19 protein-coding genes and 2 pseudogenes are annotated in these 14,312 nt (G+C 62.6%); 14 read left to right on the top strand and 7 right to left on the bottom strand.

The features are described from left to right. The first annotated feature begins 19 nt into the window (after nt 1–19). The 11 genes from E8F20_RS27730 to E8F20_RS27680 all read left to right on the top strand — a co-directional run bounded on the left by E8F20_RS27730 (nt 20) and on the right by E8F20_RS27680 (nt 6,252). Nucleotides 20–253, top strand: coding sequence for a hypothetical protein (locus E8F20_RS27730; protein WP_280286617.1), 234 nt, complete (start codon nt 20–22; stop codon nt 251–253). A gap of 15 nt (nt 254–268) precedes the next feature. Beyond that, on the top strand, nt 269–2,986 hold the full coding sequence (locus E8F20_RS27725; RefSeq protein WP_280286680.1) for a toprim domain-containing protein: 2,718 nt from the start codon (nt 269–271) through the stop codon (nt 2,984–2,986). Nucleotides 2,987–3,039: 53 nt separating this feature from the next. Then, nucleotides 3,040–3,174 carry a hypothetical protein gene (locus E8F20_RS27720; protein WP_280286616.1) on the top strand — a complete coding sequence of 45 codons (135 nt, stop codon included), beginning with the start codon at nt 3,040–3,042 and terminating at the stop codon, nt 3,172–3,174. 52 nt (nt 3,175–3,226) lie between these two features. After that, nucleotides 3,227–3,499, top strand: coding sequence for a hypothetical protein (locus E8F20_RS27715; RefSeq protein ID WP_280286615.1), 273 nt, complete (start codon nt 3,227–3,229; stop codon nt 3,497–3,499). A gap of 11 nt (nt 3,500–3,510) precedes the next feature. Then, nucleotides 3,511–3,846 (top strand): hypothetical protein, encoded by a 336-nt coding sequence (locus tag E8F20_RS27710; RefSeq protein WP_280286614.1) that lies wholly within the window; start codon nt 3,511–3,513, stop codon nt 3,844–3,846. A gap of 70 nt (nt 3,847–3,916) precedes the next feature. Then, nucleotides 3,917–4,387: a DUF2528 family protein gene (locus E8F20_RS27705; protein WP_280286613.1), complete on the top strand. Its 471-nt coding sequence runs from the start codon at nt 3,917–3,919 to the stop codon at nt 4,385–4,387. Then, nucleotides 4,380–4,583 (top strand): hypothetical protein, encoded by a 204-nt coding sequence (locus E8F20_RS27700; RefSeq protein WP_280286612.1) that lies wholly within the window; start codon nt 4,380–4,382, stop codon nt 4,581–4,583. Before E8F20_RS27705 ends, E8F20_RS27700 begins: the two co-directional genes overlap by 8 nt. After that, complete coding sequence (locus E8F20_RS27695) at nt 4,573–4,857, top strand: hypothetical protein (protein WP_280286611.1); 285 nt, start codon at nt 4,573–4,575, stop codon at nt 4,855–4,857. The genes E8F20_RS27700 and E8F20_RS27695 overlap by 11 nt, the downstream gene beginning before the upstream one ends. Next, nucleotides 4,854–5,837, top strand: a complete 984-nt coding sequence (locus E8F20_RS27690; RefSeq protein ID WP_280286610.1) for a phosphoadenosine phosphosulfate reductase family protein — start codon at nt 4,854–4,856, stop codon at nt 5,835–5,837. The genes E8F20_RS27695 and E8F20_RS27690 overlap by 4 nt, the downstream gene beginning before the upstream one ends. A 9-nt stretch (nt 5,838–5,846) precedes the next feature. Next, entirely contained in the window at nt 5,847–6,056 is a 210-nt protein-coding gene (locus E8F20_RS27685; protein WP_280286609.1) for a hypothetical protein, read from the top strand. Then, the gene (locus E8F20_RS27680) at nt 6,037–6,252 is read left to right on the top strand and encodes an AlpA family phage regulatory protein (protein ID WP_348529645.1); all 216 of its coding nucleotides are present in this window, start codon (nt 6,037–6,039) and stop codon (nt 6,250–6,252) included. Before E8F20_RS27685 ends, E8F20_RS27680 begins: the two co-directional genes overlap by 20 nt. Before the next feature lie 6 nt (nt 6,253–6,258). Here E8F20_RS27680 and E8F20_RS27675 read toward each other — a convergent pair whose 3' ends face one another. Continuing rightward, a complete protein-coding gene (locus E8F20_RS27675; protein WP_280286607.1) occupies nt 6,259–7,461 on the bottom strand; it encodes an integrase family protein in 1,203 nt (400 codons plus the stop codon). A 305-nt stretch (nt 7,462–7,766) separates the two neighbouring features. After that, on the bottom strand, nt 7,767–8,054 hold the full coding sequence (nadS, locus tag E8F20_RS27670) for a NadS family protein (protein ID WP_280286606.1): 288 nt from the start codon (nt 8,052–8,054) through the stop codon (nt 7,767–7,769). 266 nt (nt 8,055–8,320) lie between these two features. Here nadS and E8F20_RS27665 point away from each other — a divergent pair, with 266 nt between their 5' ends. Continuing rightward, a complete protein-coding gene (locus E8F20_RS27665; protein ID WP_280286605.1) occupies nt 8,321–8,731 on the top strand; it encodes a BRO family protein in 411 nt (136 codons plus the stop codon). Between the two features lie 62 nt (nt 8,732–8,793). On the opposite strand, the gene E8F20_RS27660 is transcribed toward E8F20_RS27665, so the two are convergent. Beyond that, on the bottom strand, nt 8,794–9,123 hold the full coding sequence (locus E8F20_RS27660; protein ID WP_280286604.1) for a DUF2388 domain-containing protein: 330 nt from the start codon (nt 9,121–9,123) through the stop codon (nt 8,794–8,796). A 280-nt stretch (nt 9,124–9,403) separates the two neighbouring features. On the opposite strand from E8F20_RS27660, the gene E8F20_RS27655 reads away from it, so the two are divergent. Next, on the top strand, nt 9,404–9,706 hold the full coding sequence (locus tag E8F20_RS27655) for a hypothetical protein (protein WP_280286603.1): 303 nt from the start codon (nt 9,404–9,406) through the stop codon (nt 9,704–9,706). Between the two features lie 227 nt (nt 9,707–9,933). On the opposite strand, the pseudogene E8F20_RS27650 reads toward E8F20_RS27655, so the two are convergent. After that, nucleotides 9,934–10,347 (bottom strand): annotated as a pseudogene (locus tag E8F20_RS27650) (nitrilase-related carbon-nitrogen hydrolase); the annotation flags it as partial. Here E8F20_RS27650 and E8F20_RS27645 point away from each other — a divergent pair. After that, a pseudogene (locus E8F20_RS27645) lies at nt 10,348–10,539 on the top strand (LysR family transcriptional regulator); the annotation flags it as partial. A gap of 13 nt (nt 10,540–10,552) precedes the next feature. Here the strand turns inward: E8F20_RS27645 and E8F20_RS27640 are convergent. The 3 genes from E8F20_RS27640 to E8F20_RS27630 form a co-directional block, all read right to left on the bottom strand. After that, complete coding sequence (locus E8F20_RS27640; protein ID WP_280286602.1) at nt 10,553–11,323, bottom strand: transporter substrate-binding domain-containing protein; 771 nt, start codon at nt 11,321–11,323, stop codon at nt 10,553–10,555. Between the two features lie 319 nt (nt 11,324–11,642). After that, nucleotides 11,643–12,266: an isochorismate family cysteine hydrolase YcaC gene (gene ycaC / locus E8F20_RS27635; protein WP_280286601.1), complete on the bottom strand. Its 624-nt coding sequence runs from the start codon at nt 12,264–12,266 to the stop codon at nt 11,643–11,645. A gap of 102 nt (nt 12,267–12,368) precedes the next feature. Continuing rightward, the gene (locus tag E8F20_RS27630) at nt 12,369–14,207 is read right to left on the bottom strand and encodes an amidohydrolase (RefSeq protein WP_280286679.1); all 1,839 of its coding nucleotides are present in this window, start codon (nt 14,205–14,207) and stop codon (nt 12,369–12,371) included. Nucleotides 14,208–14,312 lie beyond the last annotated feature (105 nt).

The raw sequence follows: 14,312 nt of genomic DNA, 5'->3' as shown, positions 1-14,312 counted from the left end.
GCAATTCGAGGACGCCGCCATGCCAGACGCCGTTGCGATCCAGTTGGACATGCCCAAGCCCGTGGCTGAGGCCTGGCTCGCCAGCCTGCGCGCCGAGCTGAACAGAGCCATTACCGAGCACTGGTATGACGACCGCTACCGCACCGTTCCGGCCGGTCTGCGCAGCCGCCGCATCCTCGACGACTACCCGGCCCTGTCCGGACACAAACGCACCATTGGCGCGCTGAAAGCCGCCCTTGCCGCCAACCAGTAAGGCACTTCCATGACGATGCACGAGAGATTCAGGGGCGAGGTGCTCCGCCGTATCGAGTCCGACTTCGGACTCCAGCACATGCGCGGCACCAACTACATGCGCAAGGGCGTCTGCCCTGCGCCTCGCTGTGGCAAGAAGACCCTGTACACCTTCCACGACTCGCCCTGGATGCTGATCTGCGGCCGACCGGAGAAGTGTGGCCACCGCATCCACGTCAAGGACCTGTACGGCGACCTGTTCAACGATTGGAGCGAGCAGGCACCGGCCACTGCCGAGAACCCGACCGCGACGGCCCGCGCCTATCTGGAAATGGCTCGAGGCTTCCGCATCGAGCTGATTGAAGGCTGGTTCACCCAGGAGAACTACTGGAGCCGCGAGGTCAACGCTGGCAGCGCGACTGTTCGTTTCCCCCTGGAAAAGGGCGGCTACTGGGAACGGCTGATCGATCGCCCCGAGCGCTTTGGCAAGCAGAAGGCCCGCTTCAAGCCGGGCGAGAGCTACAAGGGCGTCTGGTGGTGCCCGCCTTCGCTCAACCTTGTGGAAGTGCGCGAGCTTTGGATCGTCGAGGGCATCTTCGACGCCATCGCCCTGCTCCACCACGACATGGCCGCCGTCTCCATGATGAGCAGCGCGCCCTGCCCTACCGAGTCGCTCAAAGCCCTCAAAAAGGCCTGCCAGGAGGCGGACAAGCCGCTGCCGCGCCTGGTCTGGGCGCTGGATAACGAGCCGGTCGCCAAGGCCAACATGCGCAGCTGGGCCAAGGAAGCCCGCGAGCTGGGCTTTAAGTGCGAGGCGGCAGTCATCCCGCAGCGCAGCGGCAAGAAGGTCGACTGGAATGACCTCCACCAGCGCTGGGCCTTCATCGAAAGCGACGACGACCGCGCCAAACGTATCCAGCTGGACCTGGATGAAGCTCGCCACCAGGGCGCCCTGCTGCTGGCCGAATCGGCCGAAGAAAAGGGCCTGCTCATGTACACCTGGGAAGAGCGCCGGGAGTTCCATTTCTCGTTCCGCTCCCGCCTCTACTGGTTCCGGCTGGACGAGGAGAAATACAGCAAGACCATGCGTGAGCTGGAGAGCGACGAGAACCATGAAGCCGCGCTGCTCAACGAAAAACAACGCCGCGACCAAGCTCTGCGCCAGAGTGGGTCGGTAACGCGCATCGGCAACTGCTACTTCCAGGCCCTGTACTTCATGCGGAACGAGCAGACCGACGAGGCCTGGTACTACTTCCGCGTGGAGCGCCCCGAAGCGCCCACCGTCAAGAGCACATTCACGTCCGCCCAGATCTCGTCGGCGCCGGAGTTCAAGAAGCGCCTGCTGAACGTGTGCAACGGCGCCCTGTTCTCCGGAACCCCGCAGCAGCTGGAGCGCATGCTCGAGGGCCAGCTCGACACCCTCAAGACCGTGAACACCATCGACTGGATCGGCTACAGCCGCGAGCACGGCGTATATGTCTTCAACGACATCGCCATCGGCGACGGCAAGGTCCACCAGCGCAACGAAGAGGACTTCTTCGACATCGGCAAGCTGAGCATCAAGTCCCAGAGCCAGTCCCCCGTGCTGCACATCAACCCGAATCTGAGCGAGTTCAACGAGGGTTGGTTCGAGCTGTTCTGGAAGTGCTTCGGTGTACGTGGCGTGGTGGTGCTGGCCTGGTGGCTAGGCTCCCTGTATGCCGAGCAGATCCGCCAGATTCACAAGTCCTACCTGTTCCTGGAACTGATCGGCGAGGCCGGATCCGGCAAAACCACCTTGGTGGAGCTGCTGTGGAAGACCTGCGGTCGGACAGAGTACGAAGGCTTCGACCCGTCCAAGGCCACTGCCGCCAGCCGCGCGCGGAACTTCGCCCAGGTGGGCAACCTGCCGGTGGTGCTGATTGAGTCGGAGCGTGAGCAGAAGGAAGGCGCCCCGGTGAAGCACTTCGACTGGGACGAATTGAAGACCGCGTACAACGGCCGCAGCGTCCGCTCCACTGGTGTGAAGAACAACGGCAATGACACCCGAGAGCCGCCCTTCCGCGGTGCCCTGCTGATCGCCCAGAACAACGCGGTCAACGCCTCCGAGCCGATCCTCCAACGCCTGGGCCACGTCCACCTGACCCGAGAGCACCAGAGCCCGGAAACCAAGCTGATCGCCGAGCAACTGGAGCGCATGCCGGTGGAGCAGCTGAGCGGCTTCCTGATCAAGGCCCTGAAGCCTGAGCAACAGATCATGAAGCTCATGGACGAACGCACCTCCGGCTATGAACAGCAGCTGCTGGCCCTGCCCGGCGTCCGCACCGTGCGTATCGCCAAGAACCACGCGCAGCTGCGCAGCCTGGTGGACTGCCTGCAACTGGTCGTGCCGCTCAGCGACGAGCGCGCTGCCCTGGTGCATAGCGAAATCGCCACCATGGCCCAGGAGCGGCAGCAGGCTATCAACGCCGACCACCCCATCGTGACCAGCTTCTGGGAGCTATTCGAGTTCCTCAACGGCCCGCTGGACGAGCCGGGCGGCACCCTCAACCACTCCCGCAAGTCGGCTTTCGTCGCCCTCCACCTCAACGAGGTGATCGAGATGGCGGCCAACAAGAAACAGCAGGTGCCCCCGCTCAGCGAGCTCAAGCGCCTGCTCAAGACCAGCAAGTCGCCGAAGTTCCTGGAGACGAACAAACCGGTCAACTCGGCGCGCGCGGAGGACATTTCCGGCCAGCCCAAGACCGTCCGCTGCTGGTTGTTCCAGTTAGTTTGACGAACCCCGCCTAGGCGCTGCAACGCCAGGCACCACCCCAAAGGAGAAGCACCATGCAAGACCACCACGAACCCACCGGCCGCGAACTGCTGCTCACCCTGCTGGGTAGCGGCCTCGCCTTGGTCCTGCTGATCGTCGCCGGCAACACCGCCCCTGACCTGGTCCTCGCGCTAATCCAGCGCCACTGAATCCCAGCCCGGGCGCTGCAACGCCCGGGCCTAACCCCAAAGGAGAAGCACCATGCAACTGAACGTAGAACGCGGCGCCCCTGCCACCGGCAAGACCATCCGCCTGATCCAGACCGCCCGCGCGTCCGGCCAGGACGAGCACCAGATCATCACCGGCAACGCCTACAAGCCCGCCGACTTGGAGCTGCTAGTCCGTCACCGCATCAGCCGCGGGGCCAAGGTCATCTGCATCGACGAGTGCAGCGAGCAGCACATCGAGTGCCTGCAGCGCCTCGGAGGCCGCCTGCCCGACGAACTGACCATCCATGCCGTTGTGTCGTACTGAGGAAAGTCGCAATGAGCACACCTGACCGCGACGCCTTCGACGCCCTGTTCCAGTACCAAGAGGAACGACCCGCCATCCGTGAGGCCGGAATCGCCGCCCTGCAGCGCCTGGTACCTGTAGCGCGCCGCGATACAGGCCAGAGCGGCGTCATCGGCAGCTTCCTGCTCGGGCTCTACAACGGCCCGGCATTCCCCTTCGATCTGACCCGGCTCCGCGCCCTGGACGCGGGCCTATTCGACGACTGCGTCGCCGTCCTATGCCTGGACAACTGCCCGGAAATGGAGGTGCACGAATACCTGCCGAACGGCGACGCCATCTGGGCCGAGCTGCGCGAGAACTGGGGCTGAACAGCCCAGGAAGAAGAGGCGCCGGGGAGCTGCAACTCCCCGACGCCAACCACCCCAAAGGAGAAGCACCATGCAAGTGAATCAACCCCAAGGCGGCGCCGCTGAGGCTACCACCGCTGCCAACATCAAGCGATACGTCGTCTCGGATCAGATCGGCGACGACCAGGTGACGCTGGAGGTCAACCACGACCTACTCACCGAAGAGCTGGCCACCATGATCAACCAGTTCTGGACCGACTCCAGGAGTCGAGTTGCCGAAGAACAAGGCGACGTTGTCCGCACTGTCATTCGCCTCTTCGGCGAATGGATGATCAACAAGATGCTCGCCCAGGGTGGAGCCGAGTTCACCGAGAAGTCGCGCAACCCGCTGTCTGGCGATAACCCTGGCCCGTACTGGACTGCTGACATCCACAACGAGGAAGGATGGGGTGGAACTGTCGAAGGGAGCTTGTTCGGGCGCTGCGGCATCCGCTGCGTGGCGGCCAGCGTTTACGTGATCGACTTCGACACCTTGCAGGTAGACGAGGTGACCCATGGCTGAGCGCATCCGGCCGACCATGGCCAGCCACCGCCTGGACCTGCCCAGCACCTGCGACATCTGCGGCAAGGCCCGCTCCACCCGCCGCCACCAGCGTTGCAGCCAGATCCGCCAGCAGCGCAAAAACGCTGAGTGGGCGACCTACATGGACAACATCAAGGCGAAGAAAGCCCAGGGAGGGCGCCGCTATGCGCGTTGAATTCATCAGCACCGCGACCAAGTCGCCCCGCCAACTACGCCAGAACTTAAAAGCCCAGGGCCACAGTTCTGTCGAGCTGGAGGCCGGGCTCTACAACTTCACCACCCTGCTCGCCAAGCTGAAGGCCATCCGCAGCGAGTCCGCCCGCATGCCGGCGGTGCTCCTCACCGACTGCCATCCAGACAACCTGGACGGCCTCAAGCGCCTGAACCTGCATCAGGACCTCGACCTTGAGGGCGTGACCCTGTATGCGATGGTGGAGGTGGCAAAGTGATCGAGTACAACATCACGAGCCTATCCGCTGGAAAGGACAGCTTGGCTGCCGCTCTGCTGATGAAGGAGCGCGAGGTCGAGAACGGCATACTGGCGTTCGCCGACACCGGCAATGAGCACGAGCTGACCTACGAATACTTGGACTACTTGGAGAGCGTGCTCCCCTTCCCCCTACGTCGAGTCCGGGCCGACTTCACAGCAGCGATAGCCGCTCGACGCCAGATGATGCTTTCCGTGATCGCCGGAACCCACAAGGAACGCACCAACGCCAAGTACCACTGGACACCGGAGACGGCTGAGCGCGCGCTGTCGGTGTTGCATCCGACCGGCATTCCCTTCCTGGACATGTGCTTGGTACACGGCCGATTCCCATCGACCAAGGTCAAGTTCTGCACCATTGAGCTCAAGATCCAGCCTATGGAGCAGCAGATACAGAACCCACTGCTTACCGAAGGCCACGACATCATGTCGTGGCAAGGCGTCAGGGCCGACGAGTCGCCGGATCGCGCCAGCCTGGTGGAACTGGAATGGAAGTTGACCAATCGCGCGAGCGGAGCGGAGCTCTGGCATTACCGTCCAATCCACAAATGGACTGCTGAGCAGGTATTCGAAATCGCCCGGCGACACGGGATCAAACCGAACCCGCTTTACCTGATGGGTATGAGCCGGGTCGGCTGCATGCCCTGCATCAACGCAGGTAAAAACGAGATCCTGGAGATCAGCAGGCGCTTCCCTCAGGTCATCGACCAGAAGGAAGCCTGGGAGGCGAATGTCTCGATGTCATCCAAGACCCGTGCCGCAACGTTCTTCCCTGCCCGTGACCTGGGAGCCAGAAATGCCGCAGCGATCGACCCTTCGAAGCACGGCATCCGTGGCCGAGTTGAATGGTCCAAGACCAGCCGAGGCGGCACCCAGTACGACATGCTGCGTTCCGACAGTCCGACGGAGCTTTGCAGTTCGATCTATGGCCTTTGCGAGTAGGAACCGACCATGACAGACCAGACCGAACGCCAGCACATGCTGGAATGTGAGGCCCGGTACTGGCTCCGGCGTGGCAATACCACGCCGGAGAAGATCACCGAGCTCGAGAAGTCTCTCGCCAGGCGCGGGGCCGCAGCAGTTGAAAGACTAATCGAAGAAATGCGCCGCCAATGGACGCGGCGCCAAGAGTGGCTGGGAGGTGGAAACGGTGGCCAGTGAGCTGGATAGGTTTTTGAGGGAGGCCGAGGTGCTGGAAGCCATCAGCCTGGCACGCTCGACACTCTGGCGGGAGGTGAAAGCTGAGCGCTTTCCCAGCCCGGTGCAGATCACGCCCGGGCGTGTAGGCTGGAGACAGTCGGAAATCAACCGCTGGTTGGAAAACCCGATGGGGTGGACACCAAAAAGGGCCGCATGAGCGGCCCTACTTCTTGGCCTCGATGACGTTTTTTTCCAACCAGGCGGCCCAGCGATCGAGGCCGCGCTTCTTCTCCTGGAAGTAGTCGTATCGGTCGTAGTGCTTGGACGACACGTCGTTGAAGGCGTGTCCCTGAATTCGGTCCCTCAGTTCCTTGGTGAGCCCGGCCTTGGCCATCAGCGTCTTGCAGGTGCGCCGGATGTCTCGAAGCGTGAACGGGCCGTTGAACGATTTTTCATGCCGTTCCTGCAGTTTTCTCACCGCCCTGGATAGAGACTGTGGGTTCAGCGACTTCCCTTCTTCTTTGCCCTGGAACGGATAGGCGCCCTCCTTATTGATGCACTCCATTTCCTTCAGGCAGGCTCTAATCAGCTTGTTGTAGGGCACCACATGCATCGCCCGCTCCCCCTCGCCGCCCTTGCCATTGCGGATCATCACATGGTCGCGTTGATACATCGTCCGATCAGAGCGGAGCAGTTGTTCCGGTCGTTGGCCACCGCTGGCTATCAGGAACTTGAGCAGCTCGGACGTCGTAAGGGATAGTTTCTCCGGCAGCAGGTGCCAGAGCGCTTTCAGCTCGTCCTCAGTAAGCGCCCGTTCCCCCGGTTGCTCCCAGTCTTCCTGGACGGGGACGCTGGCCACCGGATTGCTGGTCAGCCCGAAGCGGTTTTCCTGTTCCAGGTAAGTGCGGGGGTTGTAGTCCTGCTGAAGGGCGCTTTGAAAGGCCGAATGAAGGCGGGAGCGCACCCGGTTCGTCATGGTGGTAACGCCGCCGGCAATCATCTTGGCCAGTATGTCGCGGATATCGGCGGGCCCGATCAACACGGCCGGACGCTCCACCAGGGTGGGGAATGGCTCGGAAACGTAGCGTTTGAACGACCACTCGACGTGCTCAGCGCTGGCGGCCTTCTCCTCCTTCAGCTTGGCGACATATGCGGCCATCAGTTCCTTGAAGGTGCCCGCCTCGACCTGGACTTCCTTTTCCTCACGGCACCGGTCCCGTGCATCCGTGAGCGCCATAGTCGGCCAGGTGCCCAGCTTCGTCTTCAGCTTCCGCCCGTTCTTCCGGCGCTGGAAGTAAAACTCCTTCGTACCATTGGGCCGTACCCGAAGCATCAGGACACCCTCACCGCGCGCGCTGCGCCCATCGCTGACGGTGTATTCCTTCTCGGCCGGCTTGAGTGCGCGGATCTGTCTCTCTGTGAGCACAGGGCTGTCCTTAGTTGGGGGCCGTTTCTGGGGGCCGTTTGCACGAAGCAAGGTGGTTCACCCTGGGACAACCATGGACACCCCGCCTATCCAGAGGCCCCGATATAGAAGGCCTCAGCGGGCAATTGTGCATGAACTCAGACAGCCGTGGACAGTGCGCCACAATGCTTCCCAAGCTCATGACGAGGGTTCGATTCCCTTCGCCCGCTCCAGAATCCCCTGACTAAACCCCTGATTTATGGGGTTTTTTCGTTTCTGGGGTTTGGTGGTGTCGAAGAAGTGTCGAAATCGACCCGCCTACAGGCTCAGTGAGACAGCGCCTGGATGACGTGCTCGGGGTCGTTATGGATGGCCCGCAGCAACGCCTTGGCCGGGCCAGTGGGTTCACGTCGACCTTGTTCCCAATTGCGCAACGTGCCGAGCTGCACATCGATCATGGCCGCAAACTTGGCTTGGGTCAGGCCAGTGGCCTTGCGGATTTCCTTCACCTGCAGCGCGTCCACGGTGAACTCCCGCGAGGGCTTACGTTCGCCACGGTGGATTTCGTCCATCTGCTGGACGCTTTCCAGAAGGTCTTCAAAGAATTTGCTCATGGCGATTACCTCCACCGCTCAATGATTTGCCTGAGCACCTTTCGCTCATCGGCCGTCAGATCATCCTTCTCGTTCTTCGGGTAGATCACCCAGCCTTCTGCTTGAGGTTTTTTAGCTCCCGACGCCAACAGCCCTAGGAAAGCTGTTCCACCAGGCAGAGGTAATGGATATGCCTGATTTTGACACTCCCCCCGAGCAGCAGACAGATATCGACGTGCTGCTCCCTCCTCTCCTTCATTCGCCACAAAAGGCAACTACGCGCCCTGTTGCTGGACGACGAACCCTGGTTCGCAGTCAGCGATCTCGCACGGCTGATGAACCATCCCCAGCTCGCCGAACGGGTGCACCGCAATCTCGATGACGATCAGTTGAAACGGGCCTGGATGCGCAACGGGCACGGCGAGTTCCAGGAAGAACTGCTGATCAGCGATTCCGGTGTGTTTGCCGTGCTGATCCACTTCTACCACCCGGAGAACCGCTGCATCCGCCAGTGGATAACTCAGCAGGTGATCCCGCGATTACGGAGCGAGGAGCGGGTCGATGAAGCACGCCCCTGCCGCAAGATGCAGCACTGGCTGGGGCGAGAGTTGAAGGTGCTGCATTGGCAAGGCAAGGCGTGGCTGCCGCTGAATGAATGTGCGCGTCTGCTGGAGCAGGCGCCGTGGCTGATCGGTTAGATCAGGGAAGGGAGAGGACGATAGGCCTGTCCCTCCCCCGAACCGATGGGCGTCGAAAACGATCAGCGCGGCTCAGCCGCCAGAATCGCCCCCGCCAGCTCCAGGTCGCTGCGCGCTTGCAGCTCAGGACTCTCGCTGCGGAGTCGTTGCAGCTCCGCTTCGAGGTACGGCCCGCGAATCTCGCCCTCGCTGGCAATGAAGCTGCTGGCGTCGTCTTGCACCGGGCCGACGAGTTTGTCGTCGTCGCCGCCACTGGTCAGGTAGGTGGAGGCCGTCGTGGCGCCGGTGGAGATGAGGTTGCGCAGCAGGTCATCGTGATCATCCCGTGCCATGGCCGATGTGCAAGTAAGGGCAATGAGGGTGAGGGTTGCAGCGGTGATGCGGAAACGCATGGTGACTCCTTGGTGTTTGCGTTCTCCTCAGAGTGCGGCCTGTGAAACGAGTTCCAGCCTACCTTGACCGGTCACCGCGCTTTTCACCCGCCGTCTGTCCGGTTGCGACATCCGACCTAGGAACCCTATCGCCCACGCTGTACTAGACTGCACCACCACTGTGCACAGGAGCAGCGTTGATCAGGGCTCCGCGCACAGCGCATCCAGGGTTTCCAATCACTGCATCCGGTAATTCGCAGGCCAGGAGAGCCGACCTTCCCAGGGGAGCGCGAGCCCAACCATGCTGTACAGAAAGCACTTGATTGCCACTGCCACTTGCCTTTCAGCCATCTGTATTTCCAGCGTCCAGGCCAGCGAGTCGGCTATTCAGGCACATTGCCTGGAGAAATGGAGCGGTGATGCCATGCGCGCCTACTGCCTGGAGGAACAGCGTGAAGCGGCCGATGCGGTCGCCGGCTACAGCGGAGCGATTCGCAGCCGCTGCGAGTCGGAATGGCACGCCGACTTCCATATGGTCCTGTTTTGCATCAAGGAGCAGCAGCCTCCGTCCCAAGCCACCGTTGCCGATGCGATAGCGGATTAGGCTTTGTACGAAAAGTCGTCGAGCGAAGGTCAGGCAAGGCGAAATCGGCCGAAGAAGCGCAGTTTACGCGTTGTAAATGAGCATTCTGAGGCCGATTTCAACGCAGCATCACCGAGCGCAGGCACTTTTCGTACAGAGCCTAGGCAAGCAAACGTCGTAAGAACGAGCCCTGCTCGCGAAGATATCCCCGGTCGCGAGCAAGCTCGCGCCTACAGGAATGCCGCCAGCTACTCCAGCAATCCACCCACTCCATACAACTCCGGGCGGCGGTCGTCGTGCAGGTGGTTGTGTGGGCTGATGCGTTTGTTGCGCGCGTCGTCCAGCTTCAGGGTGGCCATCAGGATCTGTTCCCCGCCCTCCTCGGCCGGCCCGGCCAACGGGTAGCCGTCCGGGTCGACAATGACCGAACCCTGCACCCAGTTCACCCCGCGCTCCGCTCCATGACGGTCGCAAACGGCGATGAAGATGGCGTTCTCGGCGTCCCACAGGTGGGCCTTGCGGTAAATCGCGCGCACGCCCGTGGCATCCACCAGAGCCGCGCTGTTGGCGACCCGCTGTGCATCCAGCCGCTCGCAGAAACCGCCGACGATGACGATCTCCAGCTCGCGGGCAAGGGCCTGCCACAGTTGCAGCGTCGGCCCGGCCAGCACCTGGGCTTTCTGCCACAACACTATGCGGCGCGGCATGTGGAACTGGAGCAACTCCGCGCGCTCGATCCGGCGCGACTGCGCTATGAGGTGCAGTTCCACGTCGCGGTGAGGCGCTCCACCCGACAGAGCGAGTTGATGAGCACCTTTCTGGCGGAATTGATGGACGTGTTCAAAGTAGCCTGACGCCGAACACAGCTCACAAGCCGTACTTGGCCTTCAACGCCTGAATCGCCTGCTGCTCTCGCTGAAGAAAAGCATCGAAGCGACGGATCAGCTCCAGATGCCGAATGCTCGACAGGTGATAGAAGCTGTCGCGGAGCGGCAGCAAGCCGGGTTCCACCACCAGGTCGTTCTCCCGCCCCTCACGCTTGAGATGAAAGTGCGCCACTTGCTGCGCCATGTTGGCGGCGTCTATATGGCCGGCCAGGACCATATGGATCAGCCCTTCCGGATTGGGCGCCTCTTCGATGACAACCCGTCCGGCGGCGATATCGTCCTGGAATTTCCACGGTGTGAAACCGCGAACGAAGCCAAGCCGATGGAAGTTCTCACGCGGCTGGCCCTTGCGCTCGGGCAATACCAGCATGACGTCTTGAAACTGCAGCACCGGCTGTGAATAAGCGATGTGGGGCGGCTTGTGCGCCGTCTCCCAGCGCGGATTGTCAGGGAAGACCAGATCGAGCCGCCCCGTCAGGTAGGCATGGGACAGGCGCCGCACTGGCAGCGCCACGTAGGTGAAGTGCAGGTTCTCCCGCGCCGCGAACAGGTCCAGCAGGTCGCGGGCGTAGCCACGGTACGGGTAGTCCGGCGCTACGGCGGAGTAGATCGGGTAATAGTCCACCCGCTCCACGCCGATGAGGTATTCCGCCGGCTCAGCGGCCAGCCCGGACTGCAGCCAGAAAACAGCGAGCAACAGCGTGACGAAACGCTGTGCTCGACAACGGCATTTGACCAGCAGGATTGGCATAGAAGGGCAAGAGCCTTGCAGAAATGCCCGCCAGTTTAGGCTGGCGGGAAGTCGGCAGTCTCCCCCCTTTTCAGTCTTTCAGTGGCACCCAGACTTTGACATGGCCGGTGCCTGCCTTGGGGTCTTCCTTGCGTGTTCCTCAAGAGATGCGAGCCCATGTGCCGCGTTTCCGAATGTGGCACGTGATCGTTCTTGCGCGACCGCTTCAGGGGGCGCCCTCGTTTCGGAGTACCCACGACGCGACAGCCTGCGGCGCCGGGGGCACCCACAAACAGAAATGCCCGCATAATGCGGGCATTTCTGCTTTACCGCGACGGACTTACTTGGCGTTCAGCGCCGAGTAGCTCTGCATCAGGTTGGAGTAGGCCGGCAGGTGGCTCGCCAGCAGGCCGCCGAAGCCTTCGATGTCGTTGCGCCAGTCACGGTGCAGCTCGCAGCCCACGGCGAACCAGTTCATCAGTTGTGCGCCCGCCTGGCTCATGCGGTTCAGGGCGGCATCACGCACCACCGGGTTGAAGGTGCCGGAAGCGTCGGTCACCACGAACACGTCGAATCCTTCTTCGATGGCCGACAGAGTCGGGAAGGCCACGCACACGTCAGTCACCACGCCCGCGATGATCAGTTGCTTTTTGCCGGTGGCCTTCACGGCTTTGACGAAGTCTTCGTTGTCCCAGGCGTTGATCTGGCCTGGGCGCGGAATGTAGGGCGCGTCCGGGAACATCGCTTTCAGCTCCGGTACCAGCGGGCCGTTGGGGCCGCTTTCGAAGCTGGTGGTGAGGATGGTCGGCAGGTTGAAGAACTTGGCGATGTCGGCCAGGGCCAGCACGTTGTTCTTGAACTCGTCGGGGGTGAAATCACGAACCAGTGACAGCAGGCCGGCCTGGTGGTCGACCAGCAGTACGGCGGCGTTGTCCTTGTCGAGACGGTTATAGCGCGTTGTCATGGCATTTTTCCTTACTTGGGTGGTGACGAACAGCTTTTCTGTGGGGGCGAATTCATTCGCCAAGCAGGCCGAAGGTCTGCCCTTCGAACCTGCGGAGATCCGTCAGAAAGCAAAGCACGAACAGCCAAAAGCGCCCCAGAAGCCCTGGAAATCGCTCACTGGCACATTGGACTGCCGCGCCCGCTCGTGGCTGTGGGCGTGCACGGCGCAGGCGCCGACGCACTGGTGCACCTGGGCGGTCAACGGCGCGGCGAGTTTCCAGTGGCCGGGGACCTTGGCCACCGGCGACCAGTCGGGCAGCACCGGCAGTTGCGGTGGGCCGAGCTTGTCGAACTCGCCGGCCGCATACACCACCTTGCCGTCCACCACCGTCAGCACCGACTCGATCCACTTAATGGCTTCCTCCTCGACGCTGAAGAAGTCCGCCGACAATGCCGCCAGGTCGGCCAACTGGCCCACCTTGATCTGGCCCTTCTTGCCCTGCTCGCTGGAGAACCAGGCACTGCCGTGGGTGAACAGTTGCAGCGCGGTGTCGCGGGACAGGCCTTGGGGATACAGCTCCAGGCCGCCCACGGTCTTGCCGCTGACCAGCCAGTAGAGCGAGGTCCAGGGGTTGTAGCTGGACACGCGGGTGGCGTCGGTGCCGGCGCCCACTGGCACGCCCTCGGCCAACATGCGCTGGATCGGCGGGGTCTGCTCGGCGGCCTTGGCGCCGTAGCGGTCAACGAAGTACTCGCCCTGGAAGGCCATACGGTCCTGGATGGCGATGCCGCCGCCGAGGGTGCGCACGCGTTCGATGTTCTGCGGGCTGATGGTTTCGGCGTGGTCGAAGAACCAGGGCAGACCATTGAACGGGATGTCGCGATTGACCTTCTCGAACACGTCGAGCATGCGCGAGATGGATTCGTTGTAGGTGGCGTGCAGGCGGAACGGCCAGCGCTGTTCCACCAGGTGGCGCACCACTGGCTCCAGCTCCTGCTCCATGCTCGGCGCGAGGTCCGGGCGCGGTTCGAGGAAGTCCTCGAAGTCGGCGGCGGAGAACACCAACATCTCGCCGGCGCCGTTGTGGCGGAAGAAGTCGCTGCCGTCGCCGGGTTTGACCTGTTTGCTCCAGTTCTGGAAGTCGGCCAGCTCTTCCTTGGGCCTCTGGGTGAACAGGTTGTAGGCGATGCGCACGCTGAGCTGGCCCTGCTTGGCCAGCTCCTGGATCACCTGGTAGTCGTCCGGGTAGTTCTGGTAGCCACCGCCGGCGTCGATGGCGCTGGTCAGCCCCAAGCGGTTGAGCTCACGCATGAACTGGCGGGTGGAGTTGACCTGGTACTCCAGCGGCAGCTTCGGCCCTTTGCTCAGGGTCGAGTAGAGGATCATCGCGTTGGGCCGGGCTATCAGCATGCCGGTGGGTTCTCCGCTGGCGTCGCGCTGGATCTCGCCACCGGGCGGATTGGGCGTATTGCGGTTGTAGCCGACCACCTTGAGGGCGGCACGGTTGAGCAGCGCACGGTCGTAGAGGTGCAGGACGAACACCGGCGTGTCCGGCGCCGCCTTGTTCAACTCGTCGAGCGTGGGCATGCGCTTCTCGGCGAACTGGAATTCGTTCCAGCCGCCGACCACCCGCACCCACTGCGGCGAGGGCGTGCGATCAGCCTGGTCTTTCAGCATGCGCAGGGCATCGGCCAGCGAGGGCACGCCTTCCCAGCGCAGTTCCAGGTTGTAGTTGAGGCCACCACGGATCAGGTGCAGGTGCGAGTCGTTGAGGCCGGGAATGACGGTGCGCTTGTTCAGGTCGATGACCTGGGTCGCGTCGCCGCGCAGGGCCATGGCTTCGGCATCGCTGCCGACGGCGAGGAACTTGCCGTCCTTGATGGCCACCGCGCTGGCGGAGGGCCTTTCACGGTCGACGGTATGGAAACGGCCGTTGAACAGGATCAGGTCAGCTTTCATGTCTTTCCTCGATGGGCTGGCGAAGGTCGCGCCGCCACTGCCGGCAAATGGCAGGGCAGACCACAGGGCGCCGGTGGCGCCCAGCACGGAGCTGGTCGCCAGGAA

This window comes from Pseudomonas sp. BN415, assembly GCF_029871195.1.
Classification (GTDB): Bacteria; Pseudomonadota; Gammaproteobacteria; order Pseudomonadales; family Pseudomonadaceae; genus Metapseudomonas; species Metapseudomonas resinovorans.
Note: the sequence above shows the minus strand (reverse complement) of the source record. Positions and strands in the feature narration are given on the sequence as shown.

What these genes read in the sequence shown, in the direction of transcription:
- E8F20_RS27730 (WP_280286617.1), top strand. Translation starts at nt 20, where the DNA reads ATGCCAGACGCCGTTGCGATCCAGTTGGACATGCCCAAGCCCGTGGCT.
- E8F20_RS27725 (WP_280286680.1), top strand. Translation starts at nt 269, where the DNA reads ATGCACGAGAGATTCAGGGGCGAGGTGCTCCGCCGTATCGAGTCCGAC.
- E8F20_RS27720 (WP_280286616.1), top strand. Translation starts at nt 3,040, where the DNA reads ATGCAAGACCACCACGAACCCACCGGCCGCGAACTGCTGCTCACCCTG.
- E8F20_RS27715 (WP_280286615.1), top strand. Translation starts at nt 3,227, where the DNA reads ATGCAACTGAACGTAGAACGCGGCGCCCCTGCCACCGGCAAGACCATC.
- E8F20_RS27710 (WP_280286614.1), top strand. Translation starts at nt 3,511, where the DNA reads ATGAGCACACCTGACCGCGACGCCTTCGACGCCCTGTTCCAGTACCAA.
- E8F20_RS27705 (WP_280286613.1), top strand. Translation starts at nt 3,917, where the DNA reads ATGCAAGTGAATCAACCCCAAGGCGGCGCCGCTGAGGCTACCACCGCT.
- E8F20_RS27700 (WP_280286612.1), top strand. Translation starts at nt 4,380, where the DNA reads ATGGCTGAGCGCATCCGGCCGACCATGGCCAGCCACCGCCTGGACCTG.
- E8F20_RS27695 (WP_280286611.1), top strand. Translation starts at nt 4,573, where the DNA reads ATGCGCGTTGAATTCATCAGCACCGCGACCAAGTCGCCCCGCCAACTA.
- E8F20_RS27685 (WP_280286609.1), top strand. Translation starts at nt 5,847, where the DNA reads ATGACAGACCAGACCGAACGCCAGCACATGCTGGAATGTGAGGCCCGG.
- nadS (WP_280286606.1), bottom strand. Translation starts at nt 8,054, where the DNA reads ATGAGCAAATTCTTTGAAGACCTTCTGGAAAGCGTCCAGCAGATGGAC.
- E8F20_RS27660 (WP_280286604.1), bottom strand. Translation starts at nt 9,123, where the DNA reads ATGCGTTTCCGCATCACCGCTGCAACCCTCACCCTCATTGCCCTTACT.
- E8F20_RS27655 (WP_280286603.1), top strand. Translation starts at nt 9,404, where the DNA reads ATGCTGTACAGAAAGCACTTGATTGCCACTGCCACTTGCCTTTCAGCC.
- E8F20_RS27640 (WP_280286602.1), bottom strand. Translation starts at nt 11,323, where the DNA reads ATGCCAATCCTGCTGGTCAAATGCCGTTGTCGAGCACAGCGTTTCGTC.
- ycaC (WP_280286601.1), bottom strand. Translation starts at nt 12,266, where the DNA reads ATGACAACGCGCTATAACCGTCTCGACAAGGACAACGCCGCCGTACTG.
- E8F20_RS27630 (WP_280286679.1), bottom strand. Translation starts at nt 14,207, where the DNA reads ATGAAAGCTGACCTGATCCTGTTCAACGGCCGTTTCCATACCGTCGAC.